14 protein-coding genes are annotated in these 13146 nt (G+C 70.8%); 11 read left to right on the forward strand and 3 right to left on the reverse strand.

Going from position 1 to position 13146, the window contains the following annotated elements; genetic code table 11:
* Positions 1-150: 150 nt before the first annotated feature.
* The 6 genes from ACIPWY_RS22935 (at position 151) to ACIPWY_RS22960 (ending at position 6732) form a co-directional block, all read left to right on the forward strand.
* Entirely contained in the window at positions 151-1350 is a 1200-nt protein-coding gene (locus ACIPWY_RS22935; RefSeq protein ID WP_393704117.1) for an Ig-like domain-containing protein, read from the forward strand.
* A gap of 200 nt (positions 1351-1550) precedes the next feature.
* On the forward strand, positions 1551-2744 hold the full coding sequence (locus ACIPWY_RS22940) for an Ig-like domain-containing protein (RefSeq protein ID WP_362904519.1): 1194 nt from the start codon (positions 1551-1553) through the stop codon (positions 2742-2744).
* An 82-nt stretch (positions 2745-2826) separates the two neighbouring features.
* Positions 2827-3594, forward strand: a complete 768-nt coding sequence (locus ACIPWY_RS22945; protein WP_362904521.1) for an enoyl-CoA hydratase-related protein — start codon at positions 2827-2829, stop codon at positions 3592-3594.
* Positions 3595-3934: 340 nt separating this feature from the next.
* Positions 3935-4438 (forward strand): ATP-binding protein, encoded by a 504-nt coding sequence (locus tag ACIPWY_RS22950; protein ID WP_362904523.1) that lies wholly within the window; start codon positions 3935-3937, stop codon positions 4436-4438.
* Positions 4439-4732: 294 nt separating this feature from the next.
* Positions 4733-5536 carry a polysaccharide deacetylase family protein gene (locus tag ACIPWY_RS22955; RefSeq protein ID WP_362904525.1) on the forward strand — a complete coding sequence of 268 codons (804 nt, stop codon included), beginning with the start codon at positions 4733-4735 and terminating at the stop codon, positions 5534-5536.
* Positions 5533-6732: a hypothetical protein gene (locus tag ACIPWY_RS22960; RefSeq protein ID WP_362904527.1), complete on the forward strand. Its 1200-nt coding sequence runs from the start codon at positions 5533-5535 to the stop codon at positions 6730-6732. The genes ACIPWY_RS22955 and ACIPWY_RS22960 overlap by 4 nt, the downstream gene beginning before the upstream one ends.
* Here ACIPWY_RS22960 and ACIPWY_RS22965 read toward each other — a convergent pair.
* Positions 6729-7394: a GNAT family N-acetyltransferase gene (locus ACIPWY_RS22965; protein ID WP_362904529.1), complete on the reverse strand. Its 666-nt coding sequence runs from the start codon at positions 7392-7394 to the stop codon at positions 6729-6731. The two genes, ACIPWY_RS22960 and ACIPWY_RS22965, sit on opposite strands and share 4 nt — an antisense overlap.
* A 57-nt stretch (positions 7395-7451) precedes the next feature.
* Between ACIPWY_RS22965 and ACIPWY_RS22970 the strand changes: the two genes are divergently transcribed.
* From ACIPWY_RS22970 to ACIPWY_RS22980, 3 genes are read left to right on the forward strand one after another with little or no spacing between them, the layout of a single operon-like run.
* Positions 7452-8369 (forward strand): MerR family transcriptional regulator, encoded by a 918-nt coding sequence (locus tag ACIPWY_RS22970; RefSeq protein ID WP_362904531.1) that lies wholly within the window; start codon positions 7452-7454, stop codon positions 8367-8369.
* 40 nt (positions 8370-8409) lie between these two features.
* Positions 8410-8625 (forward strand): EF-hand domain-containing protein, encoded by a 216-nt coding sequence (locus tag ACIPWY_RS22975; RefSeq protein WP_362904533.1) that lies wholly within the window; start codon positions 8410-8412, stop codon positions 8623-8625.
* Between the two features lie 42 nt (positions 8626-8667).
* Positions 8668-8808, forward strand: coding sequence for a hypothetical protein (locus tag ACIPWY_RS22980; RefSeq protein WP_362904535.1), 141 nt, complete (start codon positions 8668-8670; stop codon positions 8806-8808).
* 133 nt (positions 8809-8941) lie between these two features.
* Here ACIPWY_RS22980 and ACIPWY_RS22985 read toward each other — a convergent pair whose 3' ends face one another.
* Positions 8942-10672, reverse strand: a complete 1731-nt coding sequence (locus ACIPWY_RS22985; RefSeq protein ID WP_401534700.1) for a 2-isopropylmalate synthase — start codon at positions 10670-10672, stop codon at positions 8942-8944.
* Positions 10673-10967: 295 nt separating this feature from the next.
* Here ACIPWY_RS22985 and ACIPWY_RS22990 point away from each other — a divergent pair, with 295 nt between their 5' ends.
* Positions 10968-11660, forward strand: a complete 693-nt coding sequence (locus ACIPWY_RS22990) for a FadR/GntR family transcriptional regulator (RefSeq protein WP_393704270.1) — start codon at positions 10968-10970, stop codon at positions 11658-11660.
* A gap of 35 nt (positions 11661-11695) precedes the next feature.
* Positions 11696-12436, forward strand: coding sequence for an NAD(P)-binding domain-containing protein (locus ACIPWY_RS22995; protein WP_362904894.1), 741 nt, complete (start codon positions 11696-11698; stop codon positions 12434-12436).
* A gap of 21 nt (positions 12437-12457) precedes the next feature.
* Here the strand turns inward: ACIPWY_RS22995 and ACIPWY_RS23000 are convergent, their stop codons facing one another.
* Positions 12458-13009 carry a glycoside hydrolase family 25 protein gene (locus tag ACIPWY_RS23000; RefSeq protein WP_362904539.1) on the reverse strand — a complete coding sequence of 184 codons (552 nt, stop codon included), beginning with the start codon at positions 13007-13009 and terminating at the stop codon, positions 12458-12460.
* Between the last annotated feature and the right edge of the window lie 137 nt (positions 13010-13146).

Below are 13146 nucleotides of genomic sequence, written 5' to 3' on the forward strand. Positions count from 1 at the left end.
GGGCCGGCGCCACCGGCAGGGGAAGGGCGTGCGGCGTCCCGGCCGCGGCTCCCCGTCGCGTCGTCCTCCCCAGTGTTCTGCCCAGAGCTTGGGTCGCACTCACGTTTCCCCGGCGGGGTGACGGTCGTTGAGCCTGGCGTGAGAACTGATGTGAGACGCGCAGGGGCCGCGCTGGCCGCCGTACTGACCTGGGCGGTGGTGCTGACCGGAGTCACCGGATGCAGCGCCGCCGACTCTCTGTTCGGCAAGCCGCGATCCCCCGAGGAAGCGATCAAGGTCGTCCCGGCCAACGAGGCCAAGAACGTACGGACCGATGGGCCGATGGAGGTGAAGTTGCCGGACGGCCACCTGGAATCGGTCAAGGTCATGAAGTTCCAGGACGGACAGCAGGCCCCGGTCCCCGGCCGGATCGACGAGGACGGCACGCGATGGCGGCCGACCGCGAAGCGGCTCGCGGGCGCCGCCAAGTACACCGTGGACGTGGTGGCGGTCGACGAGGACAACCACCGTTCGGCCCGCCACACCACCTTCACGACGTCCGTCCCGGACAAGCGGTTCGTCGGCTACATGACGCCGGAGAACCGTTCCACCGTAGGCACCGGCATGATTGTCTCGCTCGAGTTCAACAGGCCCATCGAGAACCGTGCCGCCGTCGAACGCGCCATCCGCGTCACGGCGAAGCCCGCCGTGGACATCGCCCCGCACTGGTTCGGCAAGTCCCGCCTCGACTTCCGGCCGCGCGCCTACTGGGAGCCGGGCACGAAGGTGACGGTCGATCTGGGGCTGCGCGACGTGGAGGGAGCCCCCGGCGTGTTCGGCATCCAGCACAAGAAGATCGGCTTCACCATCGGCCGTAGTCAGATCAGCACGGTGGACGCGGCCGACGACACCATGGAGGTACGCCGCGACGGTGAACTCCTCGACACCCTCCCCATCACCGCCGGGGCACCCAAGACTCCCACGTACAACGGGAAGATGGTCGTCAGCGAGATGCTCGAGGTGACCCGGATGGACAGCCGCACCGTCGGGTTCGGCGGCGAGTACAACGTCCCCGAGGTGCCGCACGCCATCCGGCTGACGACGTCGGGCACGTTCCTGCACGGCAACTTCTGGACGAAGTACGCCTTCGGCGAAAGCAACATCACCCACGGCTGCGTGGGGCTGCGCGATGTGAAAGCCGGCGACCCCGACGCATCGGACACGCCCGCCGCCTGGTTCTTCGACCGCACCCTCATCGGCGACGTGGTCGAAGTGGTCAACAGCGACGACAAGACGGTCGCTCCCGACAACGGGCTCGGCGGCTGGAACATGACCTGGAAGGACTGGACCGCGGGCTCGGCCGCCCACTGATCCCCGCGCGGCCGGCCACCCCGCCCCACGCCCCGCCCGGCGCCCTGCCCCATGCCCCCTCAAAGCCCCACCAGTTGGGACTGAACGGTGACATACGTGGGGATCCATAACCGCAGGTCGTGTGGTTATCTTTCGCAGTGCGCGCCAGGGCGCGCTGGGGTGGGGGCCTGACCGGCCCTGCGCGAGGGGAGATCAAGATCGTGAACGGGCGACGACCGATATCGGGGGCCCTGCTGGGGGCCGCGCTGCTGCTGGCCACGGCCTGCGGCGGAGGGGGCAGCGGTTCGGGCAGCGACGGCAAGGGCGACTCGGGCAAGGCGGACACCAACAAGCCGTCCCAGGCCGTCGTCGTCATCGCTCCCAAGGACGGCGCGGACGGCGTGGCCACCAGCGGTGACCTCCGGATCACCGCCGACAAGGGCAAGTTGACCGAGGTGAAGGTCGCCGACACCAAGGGCAACCCGGTCGAGGGCAAGATCGTGGACGGCGGGGCCGGCTGGACCCCCGCCCACCACCTGGCCGCCTCCACCAAGTACAAGGTGCACGCCGTCGCGAAGGACTCCGAGGGCCGCGCGTCCGCGAAGGACACCGCCTTCACGACGCTGGTCCCGAAGAACACGTTCGTCGGCCAGTTCACGCCGGAGGACGGCTCGAAGGTCGGCGTCGGCATGCCGTTCTCGGTCCACTTCACGCGGGGCATCACGCACCCGGAGGACGTGGAGAAGGCCATCGAGATCAAGACGGAGCCGTCCGTGCCGGTCGAGGGCCACTGGTTCGGCAACGACCGCCTGGACTTCCGCCCCGAGAAGTACTGGGCCGCGGGCACCGAGGTGACGGTCAAGCTCAACCTCGACGGCGTCGAGGGCCGGCCGGGCGTCTACGGCAAGCAGGCCAAGACCGTGAAGTTCACGGTCGGCCGCAGCCAGGTCTCCACGGTCGACGCCAAGACGCACATGATGACCGTGAAGCGCGACGGCAAGACCATCAAGAAGGTCCCGATCACCACGGGCAAGCCGGGCTACTCCACGTGGAACGGCCAGATGGTCATCAGCGAGAAGCTCACGGTGACCCGGATGAACGGCGAAACGGTCGGCTACGGCGGCGAGTACGACATCAAGGACGTGCCGCACGCGATGCGCCTGACGACGTCCGGGACGTTCATCCACGGCAACTACTGGGGCGGCGGCGCCTTCGGCAACTACAACGCCAGCCACGGCTGCGTGGGCCTGCGCGACGTGCGCGGCGGCTACGACAGCAAGGTGCCGGCGGCCTGGTTCTTCAACAGCTCGATGATCGGTGACGTCGTCGAGGTGAAGAACTCGCAGGACCGGACGGTGGCCCCGGACAACGGCTTCAACGGCTGGAACATGTCCTGGGAGAAGTGGAAGGCCTGATCCGCCTGTACGTGGAGAGGCCCGGCGCACTGTGACCAAGTGCACCGGGCCTCTCCCGTTAACGCGCACTAACCTGCTGTCCATGACTGCCCACCTCGAAGTCGCCGAAGGCGTCGGCACGATCCGGCTCGACCGGCCGCCGATGAACGCTCTGGACGTCGCCACCCAGGACCGCATCAAGGAACTCGCCGAGGAGGCCGCGCGCCGCGACGACGTACGCGCCGTGGTCGTCCGCGGCAGCGACAAGGCGTTCGCCGCCGGCGCGGACATCAAAGAGATGCAGGCCATGGACCACGCGGCCATGATCGTGCGCTCCCGCGCCCTGCAGGACTCCTTCACGGCCGTCGCGCGCATCCCCAAGCCGGTCGTCGCCGCGGTCACCGGCTACGCGCTCGGCGGCGGCTGCGAACTCGCGCTGTGCGCCGACTTCCGCATCGCCGCCGACGACGCGCGGCTCGGCCAGCCCGAGATCCTGCTCGGCCTGATCCCCGGCGCGGGCGGCACGCAGCGCCTCGCGCGCCTGGTCGGCCCCTCCAAGGCGAAGGACCTCATCTTCACCGGCCGCCATGTGAAGGCCGAAGAGGCCCTCGCCATCGGCCTGGTGGACCGTGTCGTGCCCGCCGCGGACGTCTACGAGCAGGCGCACGCCTGGGCCGCGAAGCTGGCGAAGGGGCCGGCGCTCGCGCTGCGCGCCGCGAAGGAGTCCATCGACGTGGGCCTGGAGACGGACATCGACACCGGTCTCGCGGTCGAGCGGAACTGGTTCGCGGGCCTGTTCGCCACCGAGGACCGCGAGCGCGGGATGCGGAGCTTCGTCGAGGAGGGCCCGGGCAAGGCCAAGTTCCTCTAGCCGGTACGCGGATACGTCGGCGCACCGGTACGCGGGTGCGCCGACCGCGCGGAGAGACCCGTATCAACTTCCCCTGATCCACTTGCAGTTGACGGGATGTCTGAACGCCGTCCCTCGTTGGAGCGGTTTATCGCAGCCTTAAGGGAACCTTAAGGCCGTTGGGGCCGCGGCGGTCGGTGATCGGGCCGAATCGGGCGATCGCCGCAGCTCAGCGGGTGTGCGGCAAGGGCTTAACTGCCAGCGTCATATGCCAAACCAGCCCCCCGGAACGGAAGGTTCCGGGGGGCTTATTCGGCAGGAACGGCCCCGGAACCCGCGCTGGGCAGCCATGATGGGGGGCATGGCGGGGCTGGAGGGTATCGAACAGCCGCGGAGGCACGGGAGTGCGACCGCGGCGCGCTGGTCGCCTGCGGTCGAGGACGAACGGGCTCTGAAAGCACTGGAGTTGTTCGGGAATCCGGCCGAGGCGGAGGTGCCGCTGCCGTCGCGGCCCGAGTCGGCGGCGACCGCGCGCAGGCTCGCCCAGGTCGTCGTCCTGCGGCACTGGGGACTCTCCCCGAAGGTGACCGAGGACGTCGTGCTGCTCGTCTCCGAACTCGTCGGAAACGCGGTGCGGCACACGGGGGCCAGGATCTTCGGGCTACGCATGGTCCGCAGGCGCGGCTGGATCAGGGTCGAGGTGCGGGACCCCTCGCGCGGCCTCCCCTGTCTGATGCCCGTCCATGAACTCGACATCAGCGGACGCGGGCTCTGCCTGGTCGACAAGCTCTCCGATCGCTGGGGTGTGGATCTGCTGCCGCGCGGCAAGACCACCTGGTTCGAGATGCGGGTCGCCGACCGCTGAGTGCGGTTTCCGGGGGTGCACGAAAGCCCCCGTTTTCGCCTTGTGGGGCGCCGCGGGGGCTTTCGTGGAGCGCCGTGGAAGGTGGGGGGTGTTATCCACGGCCGCTGTCGACGACCGAGCCCGGGTCAATGGGGGTCGTGTTCCCGACTATGGCAGATCTTGACCCGTCAGGCCAAATGAATCCTTGGTGATGTGAGCCACGGGCCTGGCAAATAAAGATTTATTTATCCCCCCGTCCAGTATTTGTTAAGACGCCCGGGTCGGTAAGTACCTTTTGTCCTTTATCGGCCTTAAATGGGGCGGGTGACCACGACCGACCGCCGCGGAGCCCTCCGCTTCGGCGCCGGACTCACCGCCGCCGCCCTCACCACCGGCTGCTCCACCACCGCCGGCGACCCGGTGGCCGCCGGGCACTCCGCTACCCCGGCCCACCCCGCGAGCCCGGCCCACCCCGCCCGAGCGGCCCCCGCCGCCCCGGCCCCCCGCCGCTTCCCCGGGCAGCCCGCCCAGATCGACCACGGGCCCCGCGACCACCCCCGCGTCGCCCTCACCTTTCACGGCCAGGGCGACCCGGCCATCGCGTACGCGCTCCTCAAGGAGGCCGAGCGGGCCCACGCCAGGGTGACCGTCCTGGCCGTGGGCACCTGGCTCGACGAGCACCCCGCCGTGGCCCGGCGCATCCTCGACGGCGGTCACGACCTGGGCAACCACACCCTGAACCACCGCGACATCAGCACGATGTCCGAGGCCGAGGCGCGCGCGGAGATCACCGGCTGCGCGGACCGCCTGCGCCGGCTCACCGGCTCCATCGGCACCTGGTTCCGGCCCTCGCGCACCCAGCGGGCGACCCCGCTCGTCGAGAGCCTGGCCCGCACGGCCGGCTACCCGCACGTCCTGTCGTACGACGTCGACTCCCTCGACTTCACCTCGCCGGGCGCCGCCGAGGTGACCCGGAAGGTCACCTCGGAGATCCGCGAAGGCTCGGTCGTGAGCCTGCACTTCGGCTACGCGGACACGGTCGCTGCGCTCCCCGCCCTCCTGGAAGACCTCGACCGCCGCGGACTTGCCGCGGTGACCACCACGGAGCTGCTGACATGACACCCCGCCGCACCCGCACCACCGCCGTACTGATCGCCGCCGCCACGGCCCTCGCGGCCCTCGCGGGCTGCGGCGCCGAGCCCAAGGCGCACCGGGCCACCGAAGCGGTCGGCACGCAGGGCGTCAAGGCCGTCAAGCCGAAGCCGAAGCCGAAGCCGGTCGTGCAGAGCCTGCCCGGCATGCCGCCCGTCCTCGACCCCAAGGACGTCTACGCCGCCGACCGCCCCAACAAGCTGTCGCCGGCCGTCAAGGGCTTCCCGTCCCGCGTCTACGTGCCCAACAGCGAGTCCGACACCGTCTCCGTCATCGACCCCAGGACGTACAAGGTCATCGAGACGATCCCGGTCGGTGTCCAGCCGCAGCACGTCGTGCCGTCCTGGGACATGAAGACGCTGTGGGTCAACAACGACAAGGGCAACTCGCTCACGCCGATCGACCCGAAGACCGGCAAGGTGGGCAAGAGGGTGGACGTGCACGACCCGTACAACCTCTACTTCACGCCCGACGGCAAGTACGCCATCGTGATGGCCTCGCTCGACCGTGAGCTGGTCTTCCGTGACGCGCACACCATGAAGCGGATCAAGACCGTGCCCGTCAGCTGCTACGGCGTCAACCACGCCGACTTCTCGGCCGACGGCCGGTACTTCATCGTCTCCTGCGAGTTCAGCGGCGACCTCCTCAAGGTCGACACGGCGACGATGAAGGTCGTCGCCCAGCACCGGCTGCCGTTCCAGGGCGCGATGCCGCAGGACGTCAAGATCTCCCCGGACGGCAAGACCTTCTACATCGCCGACATGAAGGCCAACGGCGTCTGGGTCCTGGACGGCAAGAAGTTCACCACCCCCAGGCTCATGCCCACCGGCAAGGGCGCCCACGGGCTCTACGTCAGCAGGGACTCCCGCGAGATGTACATCTCCAACCGCGACGAAGGCACCATCTCCATCTTCGACTTCACGAAGAACAAGCTGACGAAGAAGTGGACGCTGCCCGGCGGCGGCAGTCCCGACATGGGCGGCGTCTCCGCCGACGGCAAGATCCTCTGGCTGTCCGGCCGTTACAACGCCGAGGTGTACGCCATCGACACGCGTACGGGGAAGCAGATCGCCCGCATTCCCGTCGAGTCCGGCCCGCACGGCCTGGCCGTGTACCCGCAGCCCGGCCGCTACTCGCTCGGCCACACCGGCATCTTCCGCTAGGGCCGCTCGTTCGGATCATGCCGGGGTGCGATGAACAGCGCCTCCGCGCCGACGGGACGGTAACCCGCTGCCTGGAACGCCCGCACGCTGCGGGCGTTCCCGGGGGACTGCTGGGCCCACACCGGCCCGCCGCCCGGGACCAGATGCCGGGCGGACACCGCGAGGAGCCGGCCGAGGCCCCGGTGGCGCGCCTCCTCGTCGACCTCGACCGCCGTCTCCCAGCGGCCCGCGACGCCGCGCCCGAGGACCAGCACCCCGCCGTCCGCCGCCCACATCCGCACGTCGTCGCGGCGCGATCGCGCCCGCGCCACCCGCGGATGCTCCGGGTCCGCGATCTCCTTCAGGGCCAGCGGTGGCCCGCCCGGCAGCGCCGGGGCCACCGTGAGCAGGTCCGTCGTGTCATGACGGCGCCCCGTCCGCTCCAGGAGCGCGCCGAGGAACCGCGGATTCATCGTCGCCGCCAGCGGATCGCAGTCCAGGCCGCGCAGGGTCTCGTGCACCCACCCCGGGTCCTCGTCCGTGAACACCACGGAGTGGGCGGTGAAGGACAGCACCCCGGCATCGCGGTCATCCGCCTGCGGCACCACCGTCGTGCCCCCGTCCGGCGGAGGGAAGACTCCCCGCGCCGCGGCGTCCAGAATGTCCCGCACAGTGCCCGCCATGACGTTCCCCTCGGCTCGCTTGAGTCTCCACCCACTGGAAGGTCCAGACTCCTCCACATGACCGACGACCGCCCGCGGCTGCTCACCATCGGGCAGCTGTCCCGGCGCACCGGCCTGTCGGTGCGCACCATCCGCTACTGGTCCGACGTGGGCGCCCTGCCGCCCGTCGGACGCAGTTCGGGCGGCTACCGCCTGTACGACGCCCAGTCCCTCGCCCGGCTCGAACTCATCCGCACCCTCAGGGAGTTGGGCCTCGGCCTGGACGACGTACGGCGGGTGGTGGACGGGGAGTCGGACATCGCGACCGTGGCCGCCGCGCACGTGGCGGCACTCGACGCGCAGATCGGCTCGCTGCGGCTGAGCCGGGCCGTCCTGTCGACCGTCGCGAAGAGGAACTCGAGCGCAGAGGAGATGGCCCTGATGAACAAACTGGCACGGCTGAGCGCCGCCGAGCGCAAGCACATCGTCGACGACTTCATGGAGCAGACCTTCGGTGGCCTGGACACCGCCGACCCGGACATCCGCACCCGGATGCGGGTCATGGTCCCCGAACTGCCGGACGACCCGACGGCCGGGCAGGTCGACGCGTGGGTCGAGCTGGCCGAGCTGATGCAGGACCCGGACTTCCGGGCGCACATGCGCAGGATGATCGAGTTCAACGCCGCGGACCGGGGGCCCGACGTGCCGCCGGGCAGCTCGCTGTGGTTCATGAGCCGCCTGGTGCAGATCGCCGGGGAGGCGCGGGAGCGCGGCATCGCTCCCGAGTCGCCCGCGGCGGATGAGGCGCTGCGGGGCCTGCTCGGCGCCGACGCCGACCTGGCCGCCGTACTGGAGCGCATGGAGGCCGCGGCCAACGACGACGTGGCCCGGTTCCGTGACCTGGTGTCCCTGGTGCGGGGCCTGGAAACGCTGCCCCGGCACAACGAGGAGTTCGCTTGGGTGGTCGCCGCACTGCGCGCTCGGGTCGGCAGTTAATCTGACCCCGTCAGTGTTACAGCAAGAAGGGGTGGACCCGGTGGCGGACATCGAGGAAGCACGCAAGGCGTTCCAGCGGTTCGACGCGGACGGCGACGGCTTCATCACGGCGGTCGAGTACAAGAGCGCGATGGCCCAGATGGGCGACTTCCACGTCACCGAGTCGGTCGCCGAGGCGCTCATCGCCCGGCAGGACGCCAACGGGGACAAGGTCCTCTCGTTCGACGAGTTCTGGGCGAACCTGAACAAGGCCTGAGCGCCGAGACCTCAGCCATGTCCGCGCGTCCCGGCGCCCGAGGTGCCGGGACGCGCGGACGTTTCGCTGCTCACCCTGCTCGGACTCGCCCCCGAGGAGGACGCCGTCCACCCGCTTCTGGTGGACCGGCCGGACAGCGACCCGGCCGCCCTGTCCGTCCTACGGCGCCCGGCCGGGCGATGAGCGCCTCGGCTACCGACTCGGTGACGGCCGGCGGATCGCGTGGCTGGACACGAGCGCCGCGGCGACCGATGTCGTGCCCCGGAAGTCGTTCGCGGGCACCTGCGAGCAGCCCGTCCCGACCGCCCCCGCGGTGCTATTGCGCCGCCACCGCCCGGTTGACCGCCGCCAGGACCGCCTGGACCGACGCCGCCAGCGGTGCGGGGTCACGGCCCGCGCCCCACGCCGTCACCCCGTCGACCCGGCACTGTGCGTACGCCGTGGGCTCCTCGCCGTGCGCGTCCTCGGTGAAGTCGACGACGCCGATGTCGACGCCGACCCCGGCCGCCCCGAGCGCGTCCACGAACGCGGAGAGCGTCCCGCCACCCCGCCCCTCGAAGTCGCCCGCCCGGTCGCCCACTTGGAGGGTGCACACGAACCGGTGCGCCTGCCCCTCGCCGTCCGTGGACCACGCCGTGAGGGACACGTGCCCGGCGCCGCGCCCCGGCTCCAGATAGGTCGCGCGGAACAGCTCGTACAGGTCCTTCGGACTCGCCTCGTGCCCGCTGTCGTCCGTGGCCTCCTGGACCACGCGCGCGTACTCGGGCCGCATGCGCGCAGGCAGGTCGACGCCGTGGTGGGTGGCGAGCAGATACGCCATCCCGCCTTTGCCCGACTGCGAGTTGACGCGGATGACGGCCTCGTAGCTGCGGCCCACGTCGGCCGGGTCGATCGGCAGGTACGGCACGTCCCAGCGGGCCTCCCGCGCCGGGACCCCGGCCGCGGCGGCGGACGCCGCGTGATGCGCGAGGCCCTTGCTGATCGCGTCCTGGTGCGTCCCGGAGAAGGCCGTGTAGACGAGGTCGCCGCCGTAGGGGTGGCGGGGGTGGACGGGCAGCCGGTTGCAGTGCTCGACCACCTCCCGTACGGCGTCGATGTCGGAGAAGTCGAGCATCGGGTCGACGCCCTGCGCGTACAGGTTCATGGCCAGGGTGACCAGGTCGACGTTGCCGGTGCGCTCGCCGTTGCCGAAGAGGCAGCCCTCGACGCGCTGGGCGCCCGCGAGGACCGCGAGTTCGGCGCAGGCGACGCCCGTGCCGCGGTCGTTGTGCGGATGCACGGAAAGGATCACCGAGTCACGGCGGGACAGGTTCCTGTGCATGTACTCGATCTGGTCCGCGTACACGTTTGGTGTCGCGATCTCGACCGTCGCGGGCAGGTTGTGCGTGACCGGCCGGTCGGGGCTCGCGTCCCACAGCTCGGTCAGGCCGTCGCAGATCTCCAGGACGAAGTCCGGCTCGGTGACGTTGAAGGTCTCCGGGGCGAACTGGAAGCGGACGTGCGCGCCGGGCCCGGCGTCCGCGAGGCGCGCCATGTGCGCGGCGGCGTCCCGCACGGTCTCCCACACCTGCGCGCGGTCCCGGCCGAGCACGACGTCGCGCCAGACGCGGGAGGTCGGGATGTACAGATGGACGACCGCGCGCGGCAGGCCCTCGATCGACGCGAAGGTGCGCTCGATCAGATCGCGCCGCGCGGGCGTGAAGACGACGGGCGTGACGTCGTCGGGGACGGCGCCCGGCGTCACCAGGTGGCGTACGAAGTCGAAGTCGGTACGGCTCGCGGACGGGTAGCCGACCTCGATCTCCTTGAACCCCGTGCGGACGAGCAGGTCGAAGAAGCGGCGCTTGCGGCCGGTGTCCATCGGTTCGGCGAGCGCCTGGTTTCCGTCGCGCAGATCGACGGGGACCCACAGGGGCGCGCGCTCGATCCGGGCGCCCGGCCAGCTCCGCTCCCGCACCGGGACGTCGACGCGGTCGTGGTGCGGGCGGTAGCGGTGGTACGGCATGGGGCCCGGCCGCTGCGGGTTCCAGTCGTAGGCGGTGGTCATGAGGTGACGTGTCCTTCGGCTCGGTCGGACGACGACCGGCAGCACGGCATCCCGCGGCGGGGTGCCGGTCGCGTCAGGCCCCGCCGCGGCAGCCGAGAAGAAGGAGACCGCGGAAGATCATGAGCAGTAGGCTAGTCACAGCTCAGGTCCTCAGACAAGTGCTTTGGGGAAGTCCGGGGCGGCCGGGGGATAAAGTCTCCGCGTTCACGCGGTGCTCAAGACGAGCAGCGGTGTTCACATGCGGTATCCACACGCGGTGCCGCATGCGGTGTTCAAAGAAGAGCAGGTGATTCCCGTGGCGCTCGGTGCGCTCCGTCCAAGCCCCCTGGTCGAACAGGCCGCCGAGCGGCTGCGCGAGCAGATCGCGTCGGGGCACTGGCCGGTCGGCACCAAGCTGCCCGGCGAGACGACCCTCGCCAAGGAACTCGGCGTCGGCCGCTCCACGGTCCGCGAGGCCCTGCGCGCCCTCGCCGGCGCCGGACTCGTCCGGGCCCGCCAGGGCGCGGGCGTCTTCGTGACCGCCGACCGGCCCGTCGACGACTGGCCCGCCCGGCTGCGCGCCGCGGCCGTCGCCGACGTCTACGAGGTCCGCGCCCTGATGGAGGTCCAGGCCGCGCGCCTCGCCGCTCGCCGCCGCACCCCCGAGGACGTCGCGGCGATGCGCGCAGCGCTCGACGCGCGCAGGGCGACGGCGCGGGAGGGCGGTGCCGCGTTCGTGGACGCCGACATCGCGCTCCACGCGGCGGTCGTGGCCGCCGCGCACAACCCCGTACTCACCGACCTCTTCGCCGAGTTCGCGCCCGCCCTGCGCCAGGGCCTCATCGACCTGCTCGCCCTCGTCGACGTCCGCGCCGCCGAGGCCGGCCACGGCGAGGAGGCGCACGCCGCGCTCGTGGACGCCGTGGCGTCGGGCGACGAGGACACCGCGGAACGCGCGGCCCGGGAGGAACTCGCCATGATGCAGGGCAAGTTGGCGCGCCACGACTAGGGCCTGGCCGCCCATTCGTGGCCTGGTTGACCCGAATGGCTGCGGCCCGGAATACGCCCCCGGAGGCACCGGTTGACCGCCGTGTCACCCCGCACGCACATCCGGAAGGGCACGACATGAAGATCGGCATCATCGGCGCCGGCAACATCGGCGGCAACCTCACCCGCCGTTTCACCGCGGTCGGCCACGACGTGTCCGTGGCCAACTCGCGCGGCCCCGAGACCCTGCGCGACCTCGCCGAGGAGACCGGTGCCACGCCGGTGACCGTCGCCGAGGCGGCCCGCGGCGCCGACGTCGTCGTGGTCACCGTCCCCATGAAGGCGGTCCCCGGCCTGCCCGACGGACTCCTGGACGACGCGCCCGAAGGCGTCACCGTCATCGACACCGGCAACTACTACCCGCAGCAGCGCGACGGCCGCATCGCCGCCATCGAGGAGGGCCTGCCCGAGAGCCGCTGGACCGAGCTCCAGATCGGCCACCCGGTCGTCAAGGTCTTCAACGGCACCTACGCCCAGGACCTCCTCGACAGGCCGCGCCCCAAGGGCGACGCCGAGCGCATCGCCCTGCCCCTCGCCGGCGACGACGAGGCGGCCAAGACGGTCGTGCGCGGCCTTCTCGACGGGATCGGCTTCGACTCGGTCGACACGGGCGGCCTCGACGAGTCCTGGCGCCAGCAGCCCGGCACCCCCGTCTACGGACTCGCGGCGGACGCGGACACCGTCAGGAAGGCCCTCTCCGAGGCGTCCCCGGAGCGTACGGCGGAGTGGCGCGCCTGAGTCGCCGGGTGCGAGGGCGCGTCACGGGGTGGCCCAGTCCCGCAGCGCGCCCTTGCTCGTGAAATCGGCGACGTTCTTGTCGTGGGGGCTGTCGGTGTACTGGTGGAAACGCCACTTCGCCTTGATGCGGGGCTTGCCCGCCGTCGTGTAGTCGGCGATCCAGAGCCCGTCACCCGCGTAGGACGTCGTGTCCACGTTCAGCCAGAAATTCCTGTTTGTGTAGAGCAGGACCCGGTGATGGGGGCGCAGGCGCTTCACCTCGCGGATGAAGCGGTCCTTCTCCGCGTTGCTCGCGTGGGTGCCCTCCCCGGTCGTCTCCCAGTCCACGGCGAGCAGTTCCCCCGACTTCTCCGGGGCCTTGCTGACGAAGTATTCGGCCTGGGCCGTGAGGTTGCCCGGCCACAGGAAGTGATAGAACCCGACGACACAGCCACCGTCACGGGCCAGTTTCGTCTGCGAGGTCAGGCGTGGATTGACGTACGAACGCCCCTCCGTCGCCTTGATGAAGACGAACGACAGGCCGTCCGTGTCGAACGTGGACTGGTACGAGCTGACGTCGATACCGCGCAGCATGCTGGCCTCCTGGTCGGTGGGGCGACTGGTGGGTGGGGCGACGAGGTCGGAAAACCATCGTCCCCGATCCGGTCTCGTCGGGGGACCCCTTTTCGCACGTTGATCCGTCTGTGCGTGAGCCGCCGCCAGGACGTTTC

It is taken from the genome of Streptomyces sp. NPDC090032 (assembly GCF_044748025.1).
GTDB lineage: Bacteria > Actinomycetota > Actinomycetes > Streptomycetales > Streptomycetaceae > Streptomyces.